Source organism: Alteromonas sp. CI.11.F.A3 (assembly GCF_032925565.1).
In the GTDB taxonomy this organism is placed as follows: Bacteria; Pseudomonadota; Gammaproteobacteria; order Enterobacterales; family Alteromonadaceae; genus Alteromonas.
Genome location: NZ_CP136708.1, coordinates 27,956 through 54,789 on the forward strand (window position 1 = coordinate 27,956; position 26,834 = coordinate 54,789).

A 26,834-nucleotide genomic window follows, 5' to 3' on the forward strand; every position below is an offset into this window, starting at 1 on the left:
ATGTCGTATCACAGCCCTGAAATGCCAATACAAGTAGACGATGAAACCGGCGTATGGACCACCGACGCCCTGCCCATGCTTTATGTACCACGTCACTTTTTTGTGAATAACCACATGGGTATTGAAGAAGAAATTGGCGCAGAAAAGTATGCCGACATTCTTTATAAAGCGGGCTATAAATCGGCTTATTACTGGTGCGAAAAGGAAGCAGAGGCCCACGGTATATCGGGCGAAGCGGTATTTGAGCATTACATGAAGCGTTTATCTCAGCGCGGTTGGGGTTTTTTCATTACCGAATCCCTAGACTTAGAAGCGGGCACTGCCCGAGTTCGCTTAGAAAATTCCGCCTTTGTTTATCAGTACGGCAATGTGAACCGCAAAGTCGATTATATGTTCACCGGCTGGTTTGCAGGCGCTATGGATCAAATTGCCCAAAGCCTTGGCTACTCGGTAAAAACCCAAGCTGTACAAACCCAATGCGCGGCCGAAGAAGGCTGTGACTATGGCATTTTTGAAGTGTCTCCTTTGTAGCCACACCATATTGATTGAAACACGCAGTCGCGAAAATGTATTTCTTGAGGGAACACCATGGCGCAGTTTGAAGCCTTATTTAAGCCATTAGCAATTAATAAACTGACTATTCGAAACCGAGTAGTAAGTACGGCTCACGCAGAGGTGTATGCCACCGAAGGCGGTATGACCACAGAACGCTACGTAAAGTATTACGAAGAGAAAGCCAAAGGTGGCGTTGGCCTTTGTATTTGTGGCGGGTCGAGCGTGGTATCTATTGATAGCCCTCAAGATTGGTGGAAGTCGGTTAACTTATCTACCGATCGTATTATCCCTCATTTTCAAAATTTAGCCGATGCCGTGCACAAACACGGCGGCAAAATTATGATTCAAATTACCCATATGGGCCGACGTTCTCGATGGGACGGGGGCAATTGGAGCACCTTACTTAGCCCAAGTGGTATTCGTGAACCCGTACACCGTGCTACCTGTAAAACCATTGAAATTGAAGAAATGCAGCGCATTATTGGCGACTTTGCCAAAGCTGCTGGCCGCGCAAAAGCCGGCGGTTTAGATGGCATTGAACTTTCTGCAGTGCACCAGCATTTAATCGATCAATTTTGGAGCCCTCGGGTAAACCAGCGCACCGACGAATGGGGCGGTAGCTTTGAAAACCGCATGCGATTTGGCATGGAAGTACTAAAAGCCGTACGAGAAGAAGTGGGCCGCGATTTCGCCGTAGGCTTGCGTATTACTGGCGATGAATTTCATGCCGATGGTCTTAATCACGATGACATGAAAGAAATAGCGGCGTATTACAATAACACCGGCTTGCTCGACTTTTTCAGCGTAGTGGGCTCGGGCTGCGACACCCACAATACCCTTGCTAACGTTATTCCTAATATGAGCTACCCACCAGAGCCGTTTTTGCACTTAGCAGCAGGCATTAAAGAAGTGGTGAGCGTGCCTGTTATGCACGCCCAAAACATTAAAGATCCTAACCAGGCGCAGCGCATATTAGAAGCAGGCTACGTAGATTTTGTAGGCATGACACGGGCGCACATTGCCGACCCGCACCTCATTACCAAAATTAAGCTTAACCAAGTAGATCAAATAAAGCAGTGCGTGGGCGCGAACTATTGCATAGACCGCCAATACCAAGGGTTAGATGTACTTTGCATTCAAAATGCAGCCACGTCCCGCGAATCTACCATGCCCCATATTATTCAAAAAACTGACGGCCTTATTCGCACAGTAGTGATTATAGGGGGCGGCCCTGCAGGCATGGAAGCGGCTCGCGTTAGTGCAGAACGCGGCCATAAGGTCACCCTTATAGAAAAAAGCAGTGAGTTAGGCGGGCAGATTACTATTGCTGCCAAAGCGCCACAGCGGGATCAAATAGCCGGCATCACTCGCTGGTTCACCTTGGAACTTGCACGCTTAGGCGTAGATGTACAACTTAATACCGCCGCCGACGAAGCCAGTATTCGCGGGTTTAATGCTGACGTGGTTATTCTGGCTACCGGCGCAACACCGTTTATTAATCAAAACCCCCATTGGGGCGCTGATGACGGCTTAGTGGTTAGTTCGTGGGATATTTTAAACGGCCAAGTAACGCCAGGTAAAAACGTATTGGTGTACGACACCATATGCGAATTTAGCGGCTTATCGGTTGCCGACTTCTTGGCGCACAATGGCGCATTAGTAGAAGTGGTTACCGATGATATTAAGCCAGGTGCAGCGGTAGGCGGCACCACCTTCCCTACTTATTATCGCAGTTTATACGAGCGCGAAGTCATTATGACTTCTGACTTGTTGTTAGAAAGAGTGTACAAGGAAGGCGACAAGCTTGTGGCCGTGCTTGAAAACGAATACACAGGGCAACAAGAAGAACGGGTGGTGGATCAAGTGGTAGTAGAAAACGGTACTCGCCCCGACGAACTGCTGTACTACCAACTAAAACAAGACTCTCGTAACAAAGGGCAAATAGATATTGAAGCGCTATATGACGCTAAACCTCAGCCTATGCTTTTGGAAGAGGCGAGCGGCTATTTACTATATAGAATTGGCGACTGCGTGGCCCAGCGCAACACACATGCCGCCATTTATGACGCCTTAAGGCTATGCAAAGATTTCTAATTGGGCGGCAAGGTACAGCATTCACCGCCAACTTTTGCATAACCGCTATTTCGATAACAGCGCTACACACAGCCAACCCACGCTTGCGGTTGGCTACAAAAAATAAGAAACCTAACCACCGCGGGTGTTGTCATGTTTGCTGATGATTTTTTACCGTCTGTATTATTTGTACTGCTGCTAGTGTCGGTACTGCTTACGCTAATTGGCGCAGGCCGCCGCGTGCGATTGTGGCGACAAGGACAAGCATCTACTGTGCATTGGGCTGGGTTACTTTCCATTCCACGGCGCTATTTGGTAGACCTTCATCATGTAGTCGCTAGCGACAAATACATTTCAAATACCCACGTGGCCACCGCAGGCGGCTTCGTGCTAACCACTGTTTTAGTGCTAAGCATTTACCTATTCGGCATAACAGGCCCTGTTTTAAATTATGCGTTGCTAGCCAGTAGCGCGCTTATGTTTATTGGCGCAGTGTTTGTGTTCTTACGGCGCAGGAACCCACCGCCTAATTTGTCAAAAGGGCCGTGGTCGCGCCTGCCTTATAGCTTGTTAACCTATGCAAGTAGCTTCTTTACTTTAAGCTTACCCGCCACCGGCCTATTACCCGCAAACACAGGCGGTTGGTTGTTAGCCGTGGTGTTATTGCTTGGCATAACCTGGGGCGTGGGCGAAATGTATTTGGGCATGACCTGGGGCGGCCCCATGAAGCACGCCTTTGCGGGCGCGCTACATTTAGGCTTTCACCGCAGACAAGAGCGTTTTGGCGGCGGGCGCTCAACGGGCCTTAAAAGCATTAACCTTGGAAGCATTCACCTTAAAACCGAGAAGCTAGGTGTAGAAAAGCCTGAAGACTTTAAATGGAACCAGCTACTCAGCTTCGATGCATGCGTAGAATGCGGGCGATGTGAAAAAGCCTGCCCTGCTTTTGCTGCAGGCCAACCACTTAACCCCAAAAAGCTTATTCAAGACATGGTAGTTGGCATGGCCGGAGGCAGCGATGCCCAGTTTGCTGGCAGCCCTTACCCTGGCGTGAAAACGAGTATAGACAAAGCAGGCACTTATAAAGGCAGCCCGATTATTCCTATTGTAAACGTGCTAGTGCCATCTGAAACCGTGTGGTCTTGCACCACCTGCCGCGCCTGTGTTCAAGAATGCCCCATGATGATTGAACATGTAGACGCCATTGTTGATATGCGCCGTTTTGAAACCTTAGAAAAAGGCCAAACACCGGGCAAAGGTGCTGAATTGCTCGAGAACTTAAAAACCACCGACAACCCCAATGGCTATGCGCCTAAAAGCCGAATGAACTGGGCAGCAGATCAGAACTTACCCGTATTTGGCCAACAGGTAGAACAAGCAGACGTATTATTGTGGATAGGCGATGCCGCGTTCGACATGCGAAACCAACGTACCTTGCGTGCCATGGTAAGTTTATTGCGCGCTGCTAACGTAGATTTTGCAGTATTGGGCGATAGCGAATGCGACAGTGGCGACCCAGCACGCAGGCTAGGCGATGAAGCCACCTTCCAGCGTTTGGCGAAAACCAATATTGCCACTATGGCGCAGTATCAATTCAAGCATATTGTTACCGCCGACCCTCACGCTTTTCATTGCCTTAAAAATGAATACGGTGATTTTGGCGGCCATTACGATGTATACCACCACACTGGCTTTTTTGCCGACCTAGTCAAAAACCAAAAACTAACCTTAAGCAGTAATAAGGCCTTATCACTCACCTATCACGACCCCTGTTACTTAGGCCGATACAACGGCGAATACGACGCCCCTAGGTACTTACTAGAAGTGATGGGCATTAGTATAAAAGAAATGGAGCGAAGCAAAACCAAAGCGCGCTGTTGCGGCGGTGGGGGCGGCGCCCCCGTTACCGATATACCCGGCACACAACGTATTCCCGATATGCGCATGGAAGATGCCAAAGCAACGAACGCTGACATTATTGCCGTAGGCTGCCCGCAATGTAGCTTAATGCTAGAGGGTGTTGTAGAGCCTCGCCCACAAGTAAAAGACATTGCCGAGCTGATGTTAGACGCTTTGGTGTTACAGAGCACAGCCGATGTCTAACCTATTTCGTCGTGACCCGCGAGCCCAGTGGATTGCCAGAAACAGGCTACATCCACTACATGTACCTGAAGGCCAGTTAGCTCAACGCGGCCCTACCGGATTATTGCGTAAAAATGTACATGCCATCGGTTTTGTTGGCCCGAATGGCCTAAAGCGAATTGATAGGTCCGGCGCTGCGGGCTCTGTTAACCAGCTAACCAGACAATCTGCTCAAGGTAGTAAGTCAGCAGCCCAAGAAGAGATTGTGCTACCGCTACACAAAGTAGCTAACCCAGATTTTTATATTCTAGTGGTGGTAGACGGCGTTTCAGGCCGATTATCTAGCCACGACAGAGATACTCTAGGCTTAGCTCATAAATTGGCAACCCAGGGCGCTCATATTGATAATGGCGCTCTTATTGAAAATAGCCTACTTGTCGAAAATAACGCAGCTTTTGATAAAGGTATTGAAGGCAACGAAGCAAGCACAGGTACAGGTGTAGATGCAGGCGCGGGTGCAGGTGTAAGTCCAGGTGTGGGTGCAGGCGAAAGAACAGGCGCAGTAGTGGCGGTATTTTTCGACACCATTACCGAAGAAAAGCTAGATACCGCAGGCATAGACAGGCTGGTAAATTTTGAAGGCAATGAATATCAGCGCTACAACCCAGAACAGCGGTGCGCCGGTTTATACAAGCTAGTAAATCAGTTAAACCCCAAACATATTTTATTCCCAGATAGCATTCACGGCGGAGCAGATTTAGGCCGCAGACTAGCCGCAAAGCTTAATACCACTGTGGCCAGCAATGTATGGAAAGTTAATGGTAACCAAATAGTATGTCGCGGCTCTGCAGGTAAAACCGATATTACCCGCCCTATTACTAACGTTATGCTATTACTTGAAGAATGCAGCGAGCCGGTGAGTGATACTAGGCACGAATGCAAAGTGCTTGAGCAGCCACTTATTCCGCCTCCTAAACAGGCACCTGATCAAACACTAGAACAAGCGATAACAAATACCTACGAACAAAAAATTACAGACCTAGGCAATGAAAGCGTGAACCCTAACGATATTAATTTGGCCGAGGCTGGGTTTATCTTATCTGGCGGCAACGGCATTACCGATTGGGAGCAGTTCCACCAAGCAGCATCAATATTAGGCGCTACCGAAGGTGCAAGCCGTGTAGCGGTAGACGATGGTTTTATGCCACGGGAGCGACAAGTCGGTGCAACTGGCACTTGGGTTACAGCAAAGGTGTATGTTGCGGTAGGTATATCCGGCGCAATTCAGCACATGCAAGGCATAGCACAGTGTGAAAAGGTCATTGCCATTAATACCGATGATAGCTGCGACATGGTTAAACGCGCCGATTTAAGCGCCATTGGCGATAGCCAAGAAATATTAGCCGCCTTACTTGCACTGGTGCATAAGCCCAAAAACAATTTAGAACGGGATTCAAAAGGCGATCAGGAAATCGAACACACCGCCCCCCGTGACACTTCCGGCTTAAACACGCATCAAACTACGCCTAAACATGCAACGGAGGCATAACGTGAATAAGCTGCTTGAAGAAAATGTGAACTTAACGGTGTTAGTGTCTATTGGCGAGCACCCGCTATCGAAGCGCCCAAGACGTGCCGAGCAAGATGCTAGAGCGTTAGAAATTGGTCTGAATTCGCCTGATACCAACCTACAGGTGATGCACGCAGGCACTGCGAACAATGCGCAAACCCATACCGTATTAAAAGACTATTTAGGTATGGGCTTACCAGAAATTAAGGTATTAACCGTACCACAAGAAACCGATAGCCTTGCCGCGTTAACTAGCAGTTTCACTGATAGCAGTCCCGATATAATACTGGCAGGCATGCGCGCCGAAAATGGCGAATCATCTGGCATGCTGCCTTACTTATTATCTGAAAAGTTAGGTATGGCAGTAGTACCCAGCATAACCGAGATATTAAGCGTAGATAAAAAAGCTGGATTCGCAGAGTTACTTCAAGCCTTGCCAAGAGGCCAGCGCAGAAAAGTAAGCGTAAAACTGCCCTTTGTGGCTACCGTTGATATGGCAGCCGCAGCACCGCGCCAAAGTGCTTTTGGCGCAGCCATGCGAGGAAAAATTACTGTAGTGGACGCCATTGCTACTGACACTACCACTACAAACGATGCGCCCCCCCAATGGAAAACAACCCCAGCTCAACCACGCCCTAAACGGCTTAAAATAGTGAAAGCTAAAACCGCCGCCGATAGATTCAAAGCCGCCACCGCCAAAGCCCAAGGTGGTGGAGGAAAGGTTATTTATAATAACCAAGAAGCTGCCGAAGCTATTTTGAAAATGCTAAAAGAAGAGAAGGTACTGTAGACGGTATATTAAGCATTAAGCCTAGTGCGAGGCAATCATCGCCAAAGTACGACCTGGTTATTACATCGCGCCGCGGCACTGGTACTACTGCTTATGCTAATAATTTGGTAAGTTAATAAACAGCTTACCAAATATAATGCACGCATTAAGCGAAGCCATCTCACTATGATGAATTTAGCGTTCTCTTACCTTCCTCTTATTTTGCTTATTACCTTAATGGTAAAAAAGAACCCTATGCCATCTAGCAAAGCCTTACCTTTAAGCGCGTTGGTCGCTTATATAGTGGTGCTATTGGTATTCAAACAAGACGCAAGGTTAGTGAATGCCAATGTAATAAGTGGCGCATTGCTAGCACTCACCCCGCTGTCTATTATCGCAGGCGCTATATTCCTTTTTAAATGCATGGAAGTTACCGGTGCATTAGCTATTTTACGCAAAGCGCTAGACGGCGTAAGTGCAAACCCTGTAGCCCAACTAATGATTGTGGGCTGGGCGTTTATGTTTCTAATTGAAGGTGCCAGTGGCTTTGGTACACCCGCCGCCATTGCCGCGCCCATACTTTACAGCCTAGGTTTTCCCGCCTTACGGGTGGCACTGTTCTGTTTAGTGCTTAATACCATTCCTGTTACGTTTGGAGCCATGGGTACACCCGTATGGTTTGGACTATCGCTACTAGAACTTCCTCAACAAAGCGTGCTGGAAATAGCACAGCAAGCGGCCCTTATTAACACTATCGCCGCCCCTATCATTGTGATATTAGCATTGCGGTTAGTGGTAAACGATACCGCCGATATTAAAAAGAACCTGCTGTTTATTCTGCTTTCCACCTGCGCATGCACCCTACCCTATTTGGGGCTAAGTTACTTCGGCGTAGAATTCCCATCGTTACTGGGCGGTCTAATTGGCCTAGTTATTACCCTATTACTGGCAAAATATAAAGTAGGGACAGAGACAACAAATCAACCAGCAGCTAATCGACCCGAAGCTAATCGACAAGCAAGCACCGAACAAACGTCATCAATTACAGTACCATTAAAAACGCTAGTTAAAGCCGCGTTCCCGCTGTGGGGCACTGTGTTACTTTTGGTATTAACTCGCCTGCCCGAGCTTGGGTTAAAAGCGCTTTTACAAGCTACCGAACCTGCATTACACATTAGCCTAGGTTTTTTAGGCACCTTTCATATAAGCACAAGTTTAGTGGCCAGCTTGACCAGCATTTTAGATACCGCGGTAACCTGGAAGCATAGCGTTTTGTATATTCCGTCTATTATTCCTTTTGCGGTAACAGGCAGCGTAACCTTGTGGCTATTTCGCCAACAAGCAGCATCGAACACGCTAAAAACCGCAAGCCAACAAACCCTAGCGCGCATGCGCACACCTTTTTTCGCCATGCTAGGCGCGCTTATCTTTGTGAATATGATGATGCTTGGCGACAGTTCTGGCCAAAACAGCGCAGCGGTTGCCCAAATAGGCCATCACTTGGCACAAATAACGGGCGCCAACTGGACCTTCTTCGCACCAGTTTTAGGCGCGCTAGGCTCATTCTTTTCAGGGTCGGCCACTATATCGAATTTAACCTTCGCGGGCATTCAAACCACCATTGCCGAACAACTGTCATTACCCCTTACCACCATACTGGCACTTCAAAGTGTAGGCGCCGCCATGGGCAATATGGTGTGCATAAATAACATAGTGGCCGTTACCGCTATTCTGGGCTTGCAAAACCGCGACGGCGACATTCTAAAAAGCACATCATTAATACTGGCCGTGTTTGCTATTGTGGCGGGGGGCATGGGTGTGTTGCTGGTTGGGGTTGGGGGTTAATGGTTTTTGATAAAGGTTAACTGTATCTCTAGCGATTCGAAGATGAATACAATAATGTTCACACGACGTGAAGAAGGAATTAATCATGGATAGAATTAAATGACTTTATCAGACTACCTCCGAAGTCTAGGTTTTCAACAGATAGATTCTCAGTTCACTTCTTACCTTTTCAGTGATAACAGCCAAAAAGTCGGTATCATCATCGATACGCAACTGTATGGAGCCAACAAACCCAGCTTTCGCTACCACGTATACACTTCGTGGCAAAACATGTTGATGCATAAATTTGAGCGTCTATACCGCTTTATTGACAGCGAAGCACACGAATACAGATTGCTAATTGGTGCAATATTAAATGACAGTACTGATGAATATGATTTTCGGCAGTTTGGCGCTGACAGACAGGTTAGTGAAACGGACCCAACTCGCCCAGAATATAATTTTGAAAGTTTATTTGAGCAGGTTTATGGTTCAAAATATCTGCATGCTTTAGAGCGAGAATATCAGTATGTAGACTTGCTTGGTAAAAGCCGATATGTGGATTACGTTCTTAAAACTATTGATGGCGAAATTGCCATCGAGCTTAACGGTGAAAGCTTTCACCATCCACTGCACATCAGACAAAGCCGTTATCAATCCCAGCTACTTAAGCAAAATTCGCTTATGAAAGACGGTATCAAGGTATATCGCTGGTCTAATGCTGGAATGGCTGATGAGAAGAAGTTTGCAGATCAAATTCGCCTCTACTTTGGAGAGGAAGATAAATTTTGCGGTAAGCCAACAGCAAGCCAATTCAGAAACATTAGTTTTTCACTTTTCAAACACCAACAAGATGCACTATTAGATATTGAAAATGGCAGAGCGCAGGGAAAAAATACATTTTTGCTAGTACTGCCAACTGGAACCGGAAAAACCGAAGTATTTATTGCAGACCACAGCAATCAAAAAAAATTAGGCAACGCTGATAGAGCGTTAGTCATTGTTCCGTTCAAAGACTTACGCGAACAAACGAAAGACCGGTTCATAGAACGAAACCCCAACCTCATAGTTTCCTCCAACATTTTGGACTCATCAGCTCATGTAATAGTGCAAACGACACAAGCAATCCAACGACAATTTGCTTCGCTTTCAACGGATCATTTTGATTATATTGTGGTGGATGAAGCTCATCATGCCCCTGCACAAGGCCTTAAACGAGTATTAGAACACTTCAATCCAAAAACGTTGTTTGGTTGCACCGCTACGGATAAAAGACTCGACCAAAAAGATCTTGCTGAAATATTCGGTCGATATCAATTGAACATGACTCTTGAAGAGGCGATTAAACAAAAGCTATTACCACCAATTCGCGCTTTTCGTTTGGAAAGTAACATTGATTTTTCTCAGGTTAGATTCAACGGAAAAGAGTTCGTTAAAAGCGACTTAAACAAGCGCGTTATATTACCTTCCCGTGACCAACTTATTGTAGACGTACTCTCTAAGTACTTTACACAGCAAGATGCTGTAACAGGACAGTCTTTAGCAGCGCTGCAAGGTGTTATCTTCTGCGTTGACGTGAAACACGCCAATCGAATAGCTGCGCTTCTAAAGAAACATAATATTAGCGCCGAAGCCGTTTCTGCAAATAGCAGAGAAGGATTAAAGAAGTACAAAGAAGGTAAGGTACGTTTTCTATGTGCATGCGATTTGTTGAATGAAGGATGGGATGCACCCAATACCTCTATTGTTGTAATGGCACGGCCAACCATGTCGAAAGTGCTATATATGCAGCAACTAGGAAGAGGCACACGTAATCATCCTGGCAAGGAAGCACTTTATGCCATTGATGTAGTTGATAGCTATGGTCCCGCGCTACAACCATGGAGCTTACACAGTATATTTAATCTTGATGGTTATAAGCCCTTCGCTGACATATTTAGTCCAAACGAGGCGTTTGTAGGTGAAGAAGTGATTCTTGATCACCTTTATGAACACGAGCGCAAACTTCATCCCATCAAGTTATTTAACTTTGAAGATGAGTTTGGCGATTACATTAATGATGAACAGCTCGCTAGGGAACTTTTTGTATCGACTGGTACGGTTAAAGCTTGGGTAAAAAATCAAGGTTTAGTCCCAGACAAACAGTTACCGTTTGGTAGTCATATGCTCAATTATTATGAACAAAGTAGAGTGGACGAAATACGCGGGGAAAAAAAACTTAAATACCGCAACGAAGACACACGAAGAGATGATTTTTTCGAGTTTTTAGAACAACGTGATTACACGTTTTCATTCAAAATTATATTTCTGCTACTGATGCTAAAGCATGCCGATAAAACTGGAGAAGTGAGCCTTTCGCTACTGAGAGCGGATTATCAATCATTTTATAAAAAGCTGTTAACAAAATACGGCCAAGCGGAAAAAACCAATAGCCCGCTGAACAATGAAGAATACCTAGATAATGTACCAGCTATTACGAAAAGTATTTTACAGAACCCTTTCGAAAAGTTTGAACGCAAAAACTTCATGTATCACGCCAAAGAGTTAGACAAGCTGGCGTTCGACCCTGTGCTATGGGAAAAGCTGAAAAGTGGCGATATGGAGTTAATAAGGAAGCAGATGCTATCAGACGGAAAAGGTTATTTTAACAAACATCTAGAAGATGGGGCATTCAATGAAAGCATTTTTGAATATAAGAAGAACGTCTTATCAGAAAATGGGGGCATCTTCACTGGCTGAAACGCGAGCGATTATGGGGCTGTTTTACAATGGTTATGGTGAATTCACAAGGCTTCTTGCCAAGTAGGAACGTTTCTGTAAGAAACTTACGAAGCAGCCCGTTTTTCAGCTTATCCTGCACTTTTTCATCCTTCAGCCGGTTTGCTGAAATCAATATATTCCACCAGACTACGTAGCTAGCCTGAATACAATACAGTCACGTGAATCGAGCTTTTTTTAAAGCTGATTGCTTTGGAACACACATCAGCCACTCTGAGCACTTCTAATTTACCCATATTTTATATCATTCGGTTGCCCAAATTAAATTGATACTAATCCGTTTAGACATTGATAATGCCTATGAAACTGTCATTTTTTGCTAAAACAACTCAAAGGTTACATTAAGTTTAGTTTTTCTTTGACTACAATAATTGTTAACCTATCAGTTAGCATGTATATGCGTACAGCTTTTGCAGGCTGGAATTCCACTGCTTCCGTATATAGAATTTGCGAGAAGCTATGTCAGACCCTATATGTATTCATCAAAAAGTGAATCACGAAAATAGCCTGCATCACTCCAGACTCTTTCGGCTTAGTAGTAATATAATGACAAATAAAAACGACGCGCTTAAACAAGCAGAAAAACTGCTTACTCCTCTGGCACTTCCACATATTCCGCAGGAAAGCAGTATTGAAGCAGTCGTTGACCAGTGGTTACACGCGATTGCCACCGACAGCAAGTTTTATTGCAACCCAAACATTTCCTGCCCCGAAGAACTAAAAAATTCGGCGGTTTCCCACCTGAAAGAGCATGCTTTGTATAAAACACGGGAAACTTTCTATGACGATGTATTCTTCCAGCTACCGCTTAAGCCGGTGCTGAATCCGAAATTCAGATTTATTGATCTTTTTGCGGGTATTGGTGGTGTTAGATTAGGGTTTCAGCAAAACGGCGGAGCCTGCGTTTTCTCCTCCGAGTTCGATAAGCATGCGCAACAAACTTATAAGGCCAACCACGGTGAGGTTCCGTTTGGCGATATAACACAAGTTCCTGCAAGTGAAATTCCGGACCATGATGTACTCTTGGCTGGATTCCCTTGCCAACCGTTCTCTCATGCTGGCCTAAAACTGGGAGTTGAAGATACACGCGGAACTCTGTTTCACGACATCGCAAATATTCTGACCACTAAAAGGCCAAGGTTTGCTTTGCTTGAAAACGTGAAAGGTTTAATCAGCCATGACAAAGGCCACACTTTAAAAGTTATCCTTAATACTTTGACGAATATAGGGTATAGCTGCAATATTCCTAAAGAAGTTATTGAACATGGAAGTACAAAAGAAATACAGAAACTGGCTAAAGAAATGGTCTTAAAGTCTGTAGATTATGGAATCCCTCAAAACAGACAGAGAATTTATATTGTACTGTGGCGCGATGGTGAGATCGAAAAATTCGGATATCCAAAACCATTTGAAAAAATAACAACCGTTGGCGACATTTTAGAACAAGATCCAGATCCAAAACTAACAATTTCAGACAAACTATGGGCTGGTCATCAAAGACGTAAAGCTCAGAACAAGATAAATGGTAAGGGTTTTGGATTCGGTATTGTTACGGCAGAATCACCTTACACCAATACTATTTCTGCAAGATATTACAAAGATGGTAGTGAAGTTCTAATTGAACAGCCTGGCAGAAACCCACGAAAATTGAGCCCCAGAGAGGCTGCTAGACTACAGGGGTTTCCTGACGAATTTGAATTGAACCCATCCAAGGTTCAGTCATATAAACAATTTGGAAACAGTGTTACGGTTGATGTTATAAACGCATTAGCGAAGCAAATAGCCGCTCTTTTGTAATAAAGGACTAAAATGTTAAAACGTTTAACGGACTATAGACCCAAACAACGTATTGTTGAAAGCTCTCATCTGTCAGATTATAAATTATCACCTCCTTTACAATATTTATTAAAGCATAATCTAGGGCCAATGGATTATGAATTTAACAAATATACATCTTATGCAATAACAGATAAGGAAAATGGCGATAAACCTGCTAATTTTGCTGTTATACCAAATCAGTATTTCGTTTACGCAGTTGAAATGTATGACTTCGCTATTGAACTGTTTAAATATTTTGAGATATACGAAAAGTTAAGGACACGAGGGCAGCTTCTGCTGGGTGATTACAATCTTATACTCAACAACTTGCAGTCAAATAGCTTTCTTTCCTCTAACTTTCAAAATCAGGAGGACATGGAGTTTTTTGCACAGTTCTTAGATAAGGATGACGATTCTGGCAGACTTGGTTCAAAAAGGTTAGTAAATGATAGTGGCAAGTCCAGAGGTTCCCGAGATTGCTTTGGCTCGGTAATTCTTAAGGAGATAAACTTACCAGATGCATCCTCCAGTATCTTCGGAAGGCTTGTTTATGACCTGTGTAAACACCCACAAGTATATAAAAGCTTAAGAGATGCTTATCTGATCGAAAAAGCTGACGCATATGAGTTGCCTGATGATAATGTTACTTTTATCCACCTCCCTAAACCCTTTCTTCTACTAGCAGGCATATCCGGCACGGGTAAAACGCGGTTTGTCCGAGAACAAGCTAGGTACGGCGCTTATAAACTAGTTGCAGTAAGGCCTGACTGGCATGAACCTGGGGACTTACTCGGATATGAAACCCGCTTAACTGGATCCGGCAACCCCGAATATGTATCAACGGAAGTGCTGAAATTCATAGCTGCTGCGTGGAAGGAGCTGGTTGATATCGGCTTTGACTTGGAAGCCAGTGAACGGGACGGTATAAATTCTATCCATGTTTCCGGCGAGCAAGGTGCGCTCTCTAGTGTTCGAGCTCACTGGTTATGCTTGGATGAAATGAACCTAGCGCCGGTAGAACAGTACTTTTCAGACTATCTGTCGGTCTTGGAAACACGCAAGTGGCATAAAGATGGTAGTTCGTTTACTTATTCCTGCGATGCCCTGCTCGACAGCGGAAAGCTGAACGTGGGTGGCACCAAACTTAGAAAAGACCTTGGTCTGGAAGGGCTGGAATTTGATGAGCTGTGGGAATTGTTCTCAAAAATAGGTTTACCGGTCCCGCTCAACCTGATTGTGGCAGGTACTGTTAATATGGATGAGACGACCCATGGATTTTCCCGCAAGGTAATTGACCGTGCAATCAGTTTTGATTTTGGTGAATTCTTTCCGAATGATTTTGATGCTTTCTTTGATGAAGAAGAAGCACAGAAAAAACATCCAGTGAAGCTCAGTTTTCCACTATCCTCTCACACAGGAGCTGCGACAAACGCCGCAAAGGAAAGCCGAACATTTCTTAAAGCCGTAAATGAAGTACTCAAAGGCTCGCCTTTCGAACTTGCATTCCGCGCACTTAACGAGCTGTTACTTACAGTAGAGTCATTCGACGGCGTAAACTCGGACAGAATTAAATTACAGGCTGTCTGGGATGACTTCCTGATGATGAAGCTGCTTCCAAGAATTGAAGGTGATGCTGATAAGGTCGATACTATATTGAATTCACTGGAAGGCGTGTTAAGCGAGCAACTCTCCGATATATGGAGCGGTGAAAAAGTTCGACCTGATCTTTGGCGTGAACCGGAAGAAAAAATAGCATGCCGCTCAAAAAGAAAAATTGAGTTAATGAAGGAAAAGCTATCGGGTGGATTTACCAGCTTCTGGCCATAAAGGGAGAAATTAGACGTGCCGGATATCATTACTGTTGAAGAGCAGGATTTTACGCTGATTGTATGGACTAGGGATGTCAGCGCTAAACAGAAAAAGTTAAAGGCCGCACTGACTAAAAGGGAGCAGTATGCAGAACTGCCCACTCAGGATTTTTCTCTCCAACATGAAGTAGGTGATGCGCAGTTTGATAAACCACTTTTTTTTGAAAATACCGAGTACGAATTCGAATTTGTATTCAAAAGCCATCTGTCAGTGGCAGACCTGAAGCCGAAAATAGGCCATCACTACTCTGTATTTGCAGATGCGTTCCACCCTAAGAAGCGCACAAATAGTCTTGCCGGCACCATAAATTTTCGAAACCATCTGGGGAAAGCAATCCTTCCATTGCGTTATACGACAGATGACGGGGTACAGGAGGTCTTCGTTTCATTTACGGTGTGGCCAACCAAGATGGATTTACACAGCGATTTTGAGGCGATTTTTACTGAGTTTGAGCCAGACTACGATGAGTGGCGCTATGCTTTAATTACTCCTACCGAGCACAGCTTTACTCGGAAACGTTCGCAGCAGAAGGATTTTCCTTTACTCTGGCTGGCTCATTTCAAAAGTCTGTGGAACGAGTTACAACAGCAAGCCCAGCTAATTATTAACGCCCCACATAATCGATTACTCTCATACGAAAAAAAGCTCCGTGCAGATAGAATTAAAGGAAAGATTTCAGCCCGCCTAGAGCAGAAGATTTCCAGCGATTTTACTGCAGGTGACTTCGCTAGACGGTATACAGTAAAAAAGAAAATTCTAAGTGTTGATACACCTGAAAACCGCTTCATAAAATTTGCAATTTCCAGAATGATTCAGCGTCTAGGTCAACTCGACAAGATGACACGAAAACAGGAATCAGGCCGCGGTAGCGCTGATTACGGGTTATCAGAGCACTTTTTCACCGACTTAAAATCGTGGAAAGATACGTTAATTAAACTTCATCGCGCGCCACTGTTTAAAGAGCTCAGCTCGTTTAACGGTTTGAAAAAGGAGTCACTTGTTCTGCAGCAGCGAACTGGCTACTCGGGGTTTTATCGGGCGTGGCAGGAACTGAAGATGTATCTGGAGACTTTCGGAGAAGGTGCATCTCTATCCGTTAAGGGTATGGATGAACTTTATGAGGTATGGTGCTTTCTCAAAATTAAAACGCTGCTGGAAGAAACAGGCTTTAGAAGCTCAGAGCATGAAGGTGCTAATATCCAGCAGACAGGGATGGAATGGCAAACAAAGGATGGGTTTGGCGGCGCATTTAGGATGGAAAAGAAAGGCATAAAAGCCCGTCTTTCTCACGAAGTAACCTTCTGTAGAACAAAAGGCGTAATCAGGACCCTCACTGTAAACCAAAAACCTGACATTGTGCTTGAAGCTACATTTGATTCAGGGGAGACACTTGTCTGGCTGTTTGACGCAAAGTATCGGCTGGAAAACAAATCTGATGAAACTGACCGCGTTCCTGATGACGCTATTAATCAGATGCACCGCTACCGCGACTCACTTTTATATAAATCAAATAGAGGATATAGCAGACCCGTATTTGGCGCATTCGCTTTGTACCCAGGATACTTTGATCAATCGGACCCTTCTGTCAAAAATGTGTATCAATCTGCCATTGATGAACTCGGAATCGGCGCATTTCCTTTGCTTCCGACTGATGATGAGTCCGGTTACTACTGGCTTAAATCATTTCTAGTCAATAAATTCGGTGACAATTCACGATTTTCTTATGCTACTGACTATGATTCCGCAGACCGCTTCTATATTGAGGAACCTCCACGGATCCCGACTTATGGAATGACCCAAATAAGAAACGCCGGTCGAACTTTGCTTGTCACCGGTGCTGAAGATTTCCGCATTCCCGGCTACTACGAGCAATTTCATGACGGAACTGCAATGTTTTTCCATATGCGCTGCGAAGCATCCGAAAGAGAAAGTATTGAAGAAAAAATCATTCAATCATTGAAGTATTTGGTAATAGCGAGTCGAACTTGCAATGGCAAGTCTCCTAGAGTCGCCACAAGGCGATGGAAGGTTAAGACAATATCAAAAGTATTGCGCAAAGAGCTGACAGTAGAGCAGACGGGAACATCGAACTTCACTCGGTCAAATGAGAACTACTGGCTGTTCAGTCTTGAAGACGACGGCGAACTTAGCTCCCCCATAAGTAAACCCGATGGTCACCATATACTAGAGTTTTTACATGAAAAATAAGTAACTAAAAAGCGTAAGTACAGTCGCAATTATAGTGAAGTTTAAATTGCTGGCCTATAACCGTTGCAGCCAGAAGGGTAGAGAGGGGAATAAATTTAAATGAATCCCCCGATTAGTTGCCTTACTGACTAATAAGACTTAACCCCGTACTTCAGTAATAATACTGGCAAAATGTCATCCATGTTTTCGACATCTTTATCATTGAGCTCAATCAGGTTGAAATCATACTTTTTATAAATTTCCAACTTCTCGGCTTTTCTAGCTAGATATTTTTCATTATTTTCATAACCCCAATACTCGATATATACCTTTCCTGTAGGGATGTAAAAGTCAGAGTAAACCTCTTCCTCAATCGGTAGTTTACGCTCGTAAGCATGCGGTATTTCAGCCATATATAGCCAATTATCAATAAGCATTTCTGCCTTTGAACGCACAAAATGTCCGTCTGTCGTTCTCAATTTTGCTTGGAGTTGTTGCCTAAAATCTGAGATCTTTGTAGCGGATTGCTCATCTATTTTTGTACTAGAGAGGCTGTTTAACGACTCTATGAGTAGTTTTTCAGTTAAAATTGACTCTGGCCACTTTACATAGTGGTTGCCACTTTTCACGAATTGCTTTGCGCCTTTTCGCGTCCCTTGCTTTGTAAGCTTCCAGCACGAACCTTCTTTTTTCATCCAGCCGAGTTCAGAGATAAGCGCGTTTATTTTACGAGAAGAAACCCCAAAACTTTCGCCAATCTTTGTCGCGTTAAGTAGGCCCTGAGATTCCTTTTGTTCGTCATCATCTTCGTAAAAGTTGATATCAGCTGGCCAAACTACTTTTTTGCCATAGCTACCAAATGTTTTATATGAGCCCCCCGCATCCTTACCAGCGGTTGTGAGGATCCAATCTGTGTCTTGCCGCTGGATATAACCTATTGTTGCGAGATGCTCAAAGAGCTGTTTAGGTAAAATTTCAAGTTTTTTAGCAAGCGCAGAGGTTGATAACAGTTCCATTTGCATGAGTACTCCTGTAATAAGTTAATAAAAAGCTTAAAGGTTAGCGGGTAACTGGAATATATCATCGGATTAGTCGCAGCAATAAAAGAATGTATTCCGCGAAGTAAAGAGCTTAAACACTTTTCTTATGTTAATTAGCTATCAATCCGACCACTTCCCCCCAACCAACCCATGAAAAACCTCAACCGCCCTATCAAAACTCTCATCATTCTCATAATAAAGTTGGCTTAGTCGGCTTTTCTTTATCTGGTATGTTTCGCTGGCGAAGGCTAGCGCTTCTCTGAAGCTTTCAAATTCTTGGTCGAACACTTTAAACACTTGGTGCTGCGGTTTTGCTACCCGCGTTATGCTGCCATTTACTTCATAGTCGAACCCAGCAAATTGAAGCCTTGAAAGGGTTTCTTTGCCTAAACGCATGCCGCCTTTAAGGCTTATTTGAAATGCGATATCCATTTCTTCAATTTCATCCTTGCTCCAGTGGTTAAACACTCTAATGGCTTTTTTATACTTTGCTGCCAATAGTTTTTTTAACGCTGTGACTCTGGGTTCTAGCGTGCCGTTGTTTTCATTTTTAAGCAGGTCGAAACATTCATTGCATGAGGGTACTGAAATAAAATCAGCATGTGAGTTTACGTCTCGCCAGTCGTGAATAAATTTTATGGGTGGGATAAAGTCGGGGCGTGCGGCTTCGCAGCCACAGTAAATACAGCGGTGAAAGTCAGCCGAATGTACCGCGTTTAATGGTTCGTAGAATTTTTGATAATTCTTTACTGACATGCTGCTACTTTCTTGAGAATTTAGGCTTATTGAGGCTGATTACGTTAACACAGCGAGTTACTAGGAAAAGTTAATTGTGCCGTTTTAAAACAAAAAAACGCCGCCTAACATGCCAAGTGTTGGGGCAAGTTTAAGCGTAATGTTCACCTTACCTCCACAGTTTTATTATTGCGCTTTTTGATTACACACCGCTAATTGAGTTTATAATAGCGGTTAAACAGTTTTCGAATTACATCGACCAACCCGAGTAGAGCATGGCCCATAAAGTACGTTATAAGTTTAAAGGTGTGGCAAAAGAAATAAATTTTTCTTACAGCCGCTATCAAAATATGCATGAAGCCGTGGCCGATGCTGAAGGAATAGATCTTTCCCAGTTTTTACAAACTGAACAGCAACTTGCCTCAATCAGTAAAGACAAAAAAACCGTAAGAAACTTTAGAGATGCCGAATTTGTAAAAATGGGGTTTTCTGATCTGTACTTCTTAAAAAATGGTCAAGAATGATGGTTCAACTTCCTAATTCGCACAGCTATAGTTAAATGATTTGAGGGCATTAGTACGCGCAAAGTTAAACGTTAAGAACGCGTTGGAAAACTGGACAACAACCCCGTTTGAACCATTAGCCGGTTTAGCAGGCGGGCTGCTTATTGGTACGTCAGTGGTGTTGTGCCCTTTTCTGTTTCAATAAACCTACGCCCAATGCAGCCATGGTGATCGCAACAACACCATTTAGATAGTTAAAAAATGCATAGGGCGCGTAGTCGAGAACCTCAACCCCTAGGGTTGCAGAGTAAAATGCCCCCGCGGTTGTCCAAGGAATAAGGCCAGTGGTCATGGTGGCGCCCTCTTCTACTGACCGAGAAAGTAAGGCAGGATCAAGCTTGTGTTGCTGATATTTTGATTTAAACAATTGGCAATTTAAAATAATAGAGATATACGCCTCGCCCATTGCCACGTTACCTAAAAAACCTGATGCTATGGTGACGGCAATTAACGTTGCCGTGCGCTTTACCCGTCTAATAATGCCCGACAATAACGCCGCTAAAAAGCCTGTACCGTGCAATGTACCGCCCAATGCTATGGCCATTAACGCGAGTAATAGCGTCCAGCTCATACTGCTGATGCCACCCCGGCCTAATAATGCATCTAAATTTGCGATACCCGTATTTTGTGGGGTGTTTTCCCAAAGTGAATTAAGCACGCTAATGGTGTTCGTGCCTTGGTAGAAAATAGCGATGATAACGGCAAGAAGAATGCTGCATGACATGGCGACTTCAGCGGGCACTTTTTTAATGCTCATTACCGTTAACAACACTAGCGGTAACAAGGTAATGTAAGGCGCAAGGTGATAGTGGCTGGCAAGCGCTGCTTTGATTTTGTATATCTCCTCAACATTCAAACTTTGGCTTGCGTAGGTAAACCCCATAACTAAGAAAATTACGAATGTTAGAAGAAAGCTAGGCAGTGTAGTTAGCAGCATGGCATACATATGCCGATAAATAGTGGTGCCCGCACTCATCGACGCGAGATTGGTGGTATCAGAAACCGGAGACACTTTATCGCCAAACGTAGCACCACACACTACCATGGCGGCAACAATAGGTAATGGTATATTCATAGCTTCGCCAATACCCATTAGCACTACCCCCATAGTCCCCACTGTGCCCCACGACGTACCTGTGGCTACCGACATTACCGCACACAGAATTAACCCCACCGCTAAGAATATACTGGGGTTTAGCCAACTAAGGCCGAAATAAATTAGGGTTGAGATAGTGCCGCTTTGCATGAAGCTGGCGATAACCATTCCAATAAGGATAAAGATATATATTGCCGGCATTGCCCGTGTTAATGCACTGGTCATTAGTTCACGGATTTGCAGGTACTTGTACCCTAAACTAAAGGTATTAATACCAGCCCAAAGCAAACACAAGAAAATTAATGCATGCAGGCTAATGCCTAAGCCAAACAAACCGCCCGCTATCAACGCTACAATAACGCTGAAACATAGCAATGACTGGGCAAAGCTGGGGCTACGCATAGAGTGAGGCGAAGTTAAAGGCAAGTTGGTGCACTTAAAAATGAAGTAGTGAAAAGTAGTATAACTACTTTGAAAAGTCTTGTGACTAAGAAAAATTAATACATTTGGAAGAGATGGCGCACCCGACAGGATTCGAACCTGTGATCTTCGCCTCCGACGGAGGCCCGTCAAAAAGGGATTGAGAGTTTCATGACCACTAGCCGATTTATGACGATTAACACCATTGGTCACGGTTACGTCACGGGAAATGCTTTAAAATAGATAACACCCTGTAAGGTATAATTTGACACTTATACCGTTAAGGGTATATTGAACTTAATATACCTTTTAGGGGCTAGGGTCAACGTTATACCTTAAAGGGACTAATAGTGGAGAGGCATAATGAAGCTTAATAACTCAAAAGAACTGGCTGATTATATAAAGCTGCATCGAAATAATCTTGCACGAACGCAGACCGATGTTGCACAGAATGTTGGTTTAAAGCAAAAAACCATCTCGGCTATTGAAAATTCCGCCGGTACCTCTCGTATTGATACCCTCTTTAAAATTGCGCATGAACTAGGCCTCTCTATTGAGCTTAAGCCAAAGCAAGAAAATGAAAACGGCCAAAAGACCGAAAGTGGCTGGGATCAGGAGTGGTAATATGGAGCTGATGGTAAGCCTTAACGGGGTCAAAGTAGGTACACTGTTAAAAGATAAGAACGGTGGGCTCTATTTTTCTTATACCGAACATTGGATGAAGCGCTCAGGCGCACGCCCTATTTCTTTGTCGTTACCTATTACAAAGCAAAAATACTCTGGCGATCTCGTTTATAACTTCTTTGATAACTTGCTTCCCGACAATCCATCCATACGAAATAAAATACAAGCTAGATTCAATGTAGGCTCTGGACATGCGTTCGATCTTTTAGCGGCGATAGGCAAAGATTGTGTGGGTGCTATTCAATTATCTTCAGAACAACCTGAGTCCGTACAACAACTAAACTACAGGGTGTTGTCAGATGAATACGTTGAGAAATTATTGCAAGGCTACAAGCATACAGCGCTTGGAATGGAAAATGACGATGATGACTTTCGGATTTCAATTGCTGGCGCCCAAGAAAAAACCGCGCTACTCAAAATTGGTCAACAATGGGCGAAACCGACGGGCTCAACTCCAACAAGTCACATAATGAAATTACCCATGGGCGAGTTACCGCAAGTGGGTATCGATTTAACCGATAGCTGTGAGAACGAATTTATTTGCCTAGAGCTGGCGAGAGCCTTTGATTTTAATGTGGCTAATTCAGAGGTGCTTTACTTTGGCGACCAGAAAGTTCTAAGCGTTGAACGCTTTGACCGTAAATATGCATCTGACGGTTCATGGCTCATGCGCCTACCCCAAGAAGATTTTTGTCAGGCAATGGGCATTTCATCTGCTCAAAAATACCAATCTGATGGTGGCCCAGGAATAACAGACTGCTTAAATTTGCTCACGGCATCGTCTAACGGGAAAGATAGAGAAACTTTTTTTAGGACTCAGATATTCTTTTGGCTAATTGCTGCTATTGACGGTCATGGTAAGAATTTTAGCGTATTTTTAGAGCCTGAAAATACATATAGAATGACTCCTTTATATGATGTCTTGTCGGCGTTTCCTGTTATGACTAAAAAAGCCTTACAGCCACAAAAGATCAAAATGGCTATGTCTTTAAAAGGCAAAAACACTCACTGGAAATGGAACGATATTCAGCCTCGCCATTTTGTATCGACTGCAGTTCAGGTGAAATACCCCTCAGACAAAGCTGCATCGCACTACGAATACTTTGTCGATAATGTTGAGAACGCGATTGCAAAAGTCGAAGGTAAAATTCCCGATAACTTCCCACCCTACGTAGCGGAGGCAATTTTTTCCGGCCTGAGAAAGCAAGCATCTAAAAAATTGTTATAAATAGCCAGTGATTAAGTGCAACTGCCTTGACCGGTTGCTCTGTTAAAGTTCGACACGAGTATCCGATAAAAATGGCGCACCCGACAGGATTCGAACCTGTGACCTTCGCCTCCGGAGGGCGACGCTCTATCCAGCTGAGCTACGGGTGCATTGAAAATAGCTTAATATGATAAAAATTTAACCTGTTCTAAAGGAATAAGAACGTGGTGTGGTTAAACTTCCTGCTTAAGCGCGGCGTAATAATACTTAGGCCATGGGCTCGCATCAACTGGTTTGTGTAATTCTCTTACTTTAATAGGTTTTGAAGGTACTTTATCCCTACTTTTTATAGGTAATTGGTAGCAAATAGTTGTTCGGGCTTGAATTCCCGTTATAATCTGGCCAGTTATACTTTAATTTAAAGTTCATGATTGCCTGGAGACAGATGTGAAATTGAAAACCTGGTTTATTGTTGCAGCTACAGCACTTACTGTGTTTGCGGCGCAAGCACAAGAAATGAGTAACGACGATATTGCTAACCGTATTAAACCGGTTGGTCAGATACACGTAGCTGGCGCGGAAGCTGCTGGTCCTGCTGCTGCAGGCGGTGGTGCTAAGTCGGGTGAAGATGTTTATAACTCTGCCTGTGTAGCGTGTCATAGTTCTGGTGTGCTTGGTGCACCTAAAGTTCACGTAGCCGCTGATTGGCAGCCGCGTTTAGACGAAAAAGGCCTAGACGGCGTATGGCAAAATGCCCTTAACGGTATTAATGCTATGCCACCTCGTGGTACCTGTGCTTCGTGCTCTGATGATGAAATTAAAGCCGCAATTGAGTACATGATTGAAGGTATCTAACCTTCGCCATTTACTAACAATGTGTTGGAAAAAGTAGCGTTTTTCGAGTAGATCGGGTAATTTAACCGCATCTAAGAATAAGCTCTTTTTACTTGCCGGCGAACGGAATGTCATCAGATTCAACGCAATATGAGTTGACAGAAGAAGAGCTGCGGGAAATTATACCGCAGCTTCAACAACTCACTAATAAATATAAGCGTGCTGAACGAGTTCAGAAAGCGCTATTCGACATTTCCGAGCTTGCAAGTTCTGTTAGTCACTTAAACCGCCTTTATACCGCTATTCATGAAATCATTGCCGACTTCATGAACGCCGATAACTTCTTTGTTGCCTTCTACGAACAAGACAGCCAAATTGTCGACTTCGCCTATTTCGTTGACGAGTTTGACGAACAAACCGTAAAACAGTTACCCGCCGATTCCTTAATGGATGGCATGACGGGTTTTATATTGCGCACCGGCCAGCACTTATTCTATAAGCGTGAAGAAGAAGAAGTTTTTGCTGAAGATCACGGTATTAAATTAGTAGGTTCTCAGCCTTTTGAGCTACTTGGAGTTCCACTTAAACGTGGCAGCCAAGTAATTGGCGCTATGGTGGTGCAAACCTACGACGAAGGTGTGCATTACACTCAAGAAGATTTAGAAGTACTGCTGTTTGTTTCTCAGCACATTGTTACCACGGTAGACAGGGTTAAAAACCGTGAACTCACCGAACGTACCATTCGAGAACGTACTCGCCAGCTACGAAAAATTAATGACGACCTTCAAGAGGAAATTCTTGAGCGTCAAAAAGTAGAGTCGTTACAACAAGCCTTATTTGAAATTTCTGAATTAGCAGCAAACCTAGAAGGCGATATGTCGGTCTTCTATTCTAGCTTGCACGAAATTCTAGCCCGCCTTATTAGTGCGCCAAACTGCTTTATCTCTATTATTGATGAATCGAAGCAAATGCTAGAGTTTCCGTATTTCAGTGATGTTGAAGACACCGGCGTTGAAGCTAGGCCCATGGGCTTAGGTTTAACGGAATTTGTACTGCGTACCGGCCAAGCTGAACTGATTAACCCGCCACGGGTACTGGAACTTGCCGAAGCGGGTGAAATTGATGTGTCTGTTGCCCAAAGCATGTTAAACAGTGCCAACTCTTGGCTGGGGTCGCCCCTGGTGGTAGATGGTGAAGTGTTTGGAGTTATTGCGGTGCAAACCTACGGTAAGCATGCCAAATACAACGCCAGAGACTTAGAGTTACTGCGCTTTGTTTCACACCATATTGCGGTAACCATGGAGCGTAAGCGCAGTACTGAAGAAATTCATCGTCACAACAGTGAGCTTGAGCTCAGGGTTGCCGCGCGTACTGCCGAGCTTGATAGAGCCAACAAATACTTAAAACAGCAAATTGAAGAGCGTAAGGAAATTGAACTTAAGCTTATTCACGATGCGCATCACGATTCACTCACCGACCTTCCGAACCGTTCAATGTTTACCAGCAGGCTTGAACTAGCCATTGCCAGTAAGCAGCGTTACACCGAAAATTACTTTGCGGTGTTGTTCATCGACTTAGACCGATTCAAAGTTATTAACGATACCTTAGGCCATCACGCCGGTGATGAGTTCTTAGTTGAAGTGGCTAGACGTATTGCATTATGTATTCGTGGGCACGACTTACTGGCCCGCTTAGGTGGCGATGAGTTTGTGGTTTTACTCGATAACTTTGAAGATTTAACCGATGTGCAAGAAGTGGCGTCTCGTATTATTAACTCGATTTCAGAGCCATTCTTGCTGGAAGGCCGTGAAATGTATTCGGGTGCCAGTATCGGCATTGCTAATTTAGAGTCGTATTATCGTAGTGCCGATGAAGTGCTACGTGATGCTGATGCCGCTATGTACCAAGCGAAAACGTTGGGCCGTGGCCGATTTGTTATGTTCGATAAGAGCATGCGCGACCGCTTAATTGAAGAGCTTGAGCTAGAAAACGAATTTCGCCGTGCCTTGCGCGATGAAGAGTTTGAATACTTCTTACAGCCTGTTATTGATATAAGAGACAACACAACGCTTTATAACGAGATGTACGTACGTTGGAGTCACCCGACTTTCGGCAAAATAGCCCGAGAGCAGTTTCGCCAAGTGGCTGAACAAAGTGGCTTAACCTTAGATTTAGATTTGTTTCAGTTACGCAAAGCTTGCGAGTTACTGGCTCACGCGAAAACAACAGGCGAAGACACCGGCCGTATTGCGGTAAACGTTTCTATTATTCATTTGCTACAAGCGTCTATGGTGAATCAGATGATTTCGCTTATAGACGAATACAAAATATCGCCCCACGATTTGGTATTTGAGTTTGATGAAAACGATTTAAATCGTCGTTCGCAGTTTATTTTGCCCGCAATTAAGAAGTTGAAGCGTGCGGGGGTGACCTTAGTGCTAGATAACTTTGGTAGTGGCTTGGCGTCGCTTAGTTATTTATTCGCCTATCCGTTCGACTTCATCAAAATTGACCACAGGTTTGTGCGTTCGCTACCCCGTTCACAGCGAAACCTTAAGCTTATTCAATCGGTAATGCTTATTTCTGAGCACCTTAAATTTAAGGTTATTGCCGAAGGAGTAGACTCACCTGCACAGCTAAATGCGCTTACCGACATTGAGTGTAATTACGCCCAAGGTAAAGTGCTTACTCGCGCGACTGTACTTGATATGAAACAGCTAGCAGGCTAGC

Annotated in this window: 18 protein-coding genes and 1 tRNA gene; 15 read left to right on the plus strand and 4 right to left on the minus strand. The window is 44.2% G+C overall.

Annotated elements, in window-relative coordinates:
- From R1T43_RS00105 to R1T43_RS00150, 10 genes are all read left to right on the plus strand, one after another.
- Entirely contained in the window at window positions 1-531 is a 531-nt protein-coding gene (locus tag R1T43_RS00105; protein WP_317351498.1) for a DUF5943 domain-containing protein, read from the plus strand.
- A gap of 57 nt (window positions 532-588) precedes the next feature.
- On the plus strand, window positions 589-2,649 hold the full coding sequence (dgcA, locus tag R1T43_RS00110; RefSeq protein ID WP_317351501.1) for a dimethylglycine demethylation protein DgcA: 2,061 nt from the start codon (window positions 589-591) through the stop codon (window positions 2,647-2,649).
- Between the two features lie 132 nt (window positions 2,650-2,781).
- Complete coding sequence (locus R1T43_RS00115; protein ID WP_317351503.1) at window positions 2,782-4,731, plus strand: (Fe-S)-binding protein; 1,950 nt, start codon at window positions 2,782-2,784, stop codon at window positions 4,729-4,731.
- Window positions 4,724-6,259, plus strand: a complete 1,536-nt coding sequence (locus tag R1T43_RS00120) for an electron transfer flavoprotein subunit alpha/FixB family protein (RefSeq protein WP_317351506.1) — start codon at window positions 4,724-4,726, stop codon at window positions 6,257-6,259. The genes R1T43_RS00115 and R1T43_RS00120 overlap by 8 nt, the downstream gene beginning before the upstream one ends.
- Before the next feature lies 1 nt (window position 6,260).
- Window positions 6,261-7,070, plus strand: a complete 810-nt coding sequence (locus tag R1T43_RS00125; protein ID WP_317351509.1) for an electron transfer flavoprotein subunit beta — start codon at window positions 6,261-6,263, stop codon at window positions 7,068-7,070.
- A 165-nt stretch (window positions 7,071-7,235) separates the two neighbouring features.
- The gene (locus R1T43_RS00130) at window positions 7,236-8,894 is read left to right on the plus strand and encodes an L-lactate permease (RefSeq protein ID WP_317351512.1); all 1,659 of its coding nucleotides are present in this window, start codon (window positions 7,236-7,238) and stop codon (window positions 8,892-8,894) included.
- Window positions 8,895-8,993: 99 nt separating this feature from the next.
- On the plus strand, window positions 8,994-11,612 hold the full coding sequence (locus R1T43_RS00135) for a DEAD/DEAH box helicase (RefSeq protein ID WP_317351514.1): 2,619 nt from the start codon (window positions 8,994-8,996) through the stop codon (window positions 11,610-11,612).
- 585 nt (window positions 11,613-12,197) lie between these two features.
- Window positions 12,198-13,448, plus strand: coding sequence for a DNA cytosine methyltransferase (locus R1T43_RS00140; RefSeq protein ID WP_317351517.1), 1,251 nt, complete (start codon window positions 12,198-12,200; stop codon window positions 13,446-13,448).
- A 12-nt stretch (window positions 13,449-13,460) separates the two neighbouring features.
- Window positions 13,461-15,296 carry a restriction endonuclease gene (locus R1T43_RS00145; RefSeq protein WP_317351519.1) on the plus strand — a complete coding sequence of 612 codons (1,836 nt, stop codon included), beginning with the start codon at window positions 13,461-13,463 and terminating at the stop codon, window positions 15,294-15,296.
- 15 nt (window positions 15,297-15,311) lie between these two features.
- Window positions 15,312-17,546, plus strand: coding sequence for a DUF2357 domain-containing protein (locus R1T43_RS00150; RefSeq protein WP_317351521.1), 2,235 nt, complete (start codon window positions 15,312-15,314; stop codon window positions 17,544-17,546).
- A gap of 128 nt (window positions 17,547-17,674) precedes the next feature.
- Here the strand turns inward: R1T43_RS00150 and R1T43_RS00155 are convergent, their stop codons facing one another.
- Window positions 17,675-18,547: a glycerol kinase gene (locus R1T43_RS00155; RefSeq protein WP_317351524.1), complete on the minus strand. Its 873-nt coding sequence runs from the start codon at window positions 18,545-18,547 to the stop codon at window positions 17,675-17,677.
- Window positions 18,548-18,685: 138 nt separating this feature from the next.
- The gene (locus R1T43_RS00160) at window positions 18,686-19,321 is read right to left on the minus strand and encodes a hypothetical protein (RefSeq protein WP_317351526.1); all 636 of its coding nucleotides are present in this window, start codon (window positions 19,319-19,321) and stop codon (window positions 18,686-18,688) included.
- Between the two features lie 254 nt (window positions 19,322-19,575).
- Here R1T43_RS00160 and R1T43_RS00165 point away from each other — a divergent pair, with 254 nt between their 5' ends.
- Complete coding sequence (locus R1T43_RS00165; RefSeq protein ID WP_317351529.1) at window positions 19,576-19,824, plus strand: DUF2960 family protein; 249 nt, start codon at window positions 19,576-19,578, stop codon at window positions 19,822-19,824.
- Between the two features lie 151 nt (window positions 19,825-19,975).
- Here R1T43_RS00165 and nhaC read toward each other — a convergent pair whose 3' ends face one another.
- Window positions 19,976-21,361, minus strand: coding sequence for a Na+/H+ antiporter NhaC (nhaC, locus tag R1T43_RS00170; protein ID WP_317355912.1), 1,386 nt, complete (start codon window positions 21,359-21,361; stop codon window positions 19,976-19,978).
- 381 nt (window positions 21,362-21,742) lie between these two features.
- Between nhaC and R1T43_RS00175 the strand changes: the two genes are divergently transcribed.
- Window positions 21,743-22,003: a helix-turn-helix domain-containing protein gene (locus tag R1T43_RS00175; RefSeq protein ID WP_317351532.1), complete on the plus strand. Its 261-nt coding sequence runs from the start codon at window positions 21,743-21,745 to the stop codon at window positions 22,001-22,003.
- A 1-nt stretch (window position 22,004) separates the two neighbouring features.
- Window positions 22,005-23,291 (plus strand): type II toxin-antitoxin system HipA family toxin, encoded by a 1,287-nt coding sequence (locus R1T43_RS00180; protein ID WP_317351535.1) that lies wholly within the window; start codon window positions 22,005-22,007, stop codon window positions 23,289-23,291.
- A 72-nt stretch (window positions 23,292-23,363) separates the two neighbouring features.
- On the opposite strand, the gene R1T43_RS00185 is transcribed toward R1T43_RS00180, so the two are convergent.
- Window positions 23,364-23,440, minus strand: a tRNA-Arg gene (locus tag R1T43_RS00185).
- A gap of 277 nt (window positions 23,441-23,717) precedes the next feature.
- Here R1T43_RS00185 and R1T43_RS00190 point away from each other — a divergent pair.
- Together R1T43_RS00190 and R1T43_RS00195 are read left to right on the plus strand one after the other, a co-directional pair.
- The gene (locus R1T43_RS00190; RefSeq protein ID WP_013786129.1) at window positions 23,718-24,125 is read left to right on the plus strand and encodes a c-type cytochrome; all 408 of its coding nucleotides are present in this window, start codon (window positions 23,718-23,720) and stop codon (window positions 24,123-24,125) included.
- A 107-nt stretch (window positions 24,126-24,232) separates the two neighbouring features.
- Complete coding sequence (locus R1T43_RS00195) at window positions 24,233-26,833, plus strand: EAL domain-containing protein (protein ID WP_211069259.1); 2,601 nt, start codon at window positions 24,233-24,235, stop codon at window positions 26,831-26,833.
- Window position 26,834: the final 1 nt, after the last annotated feature.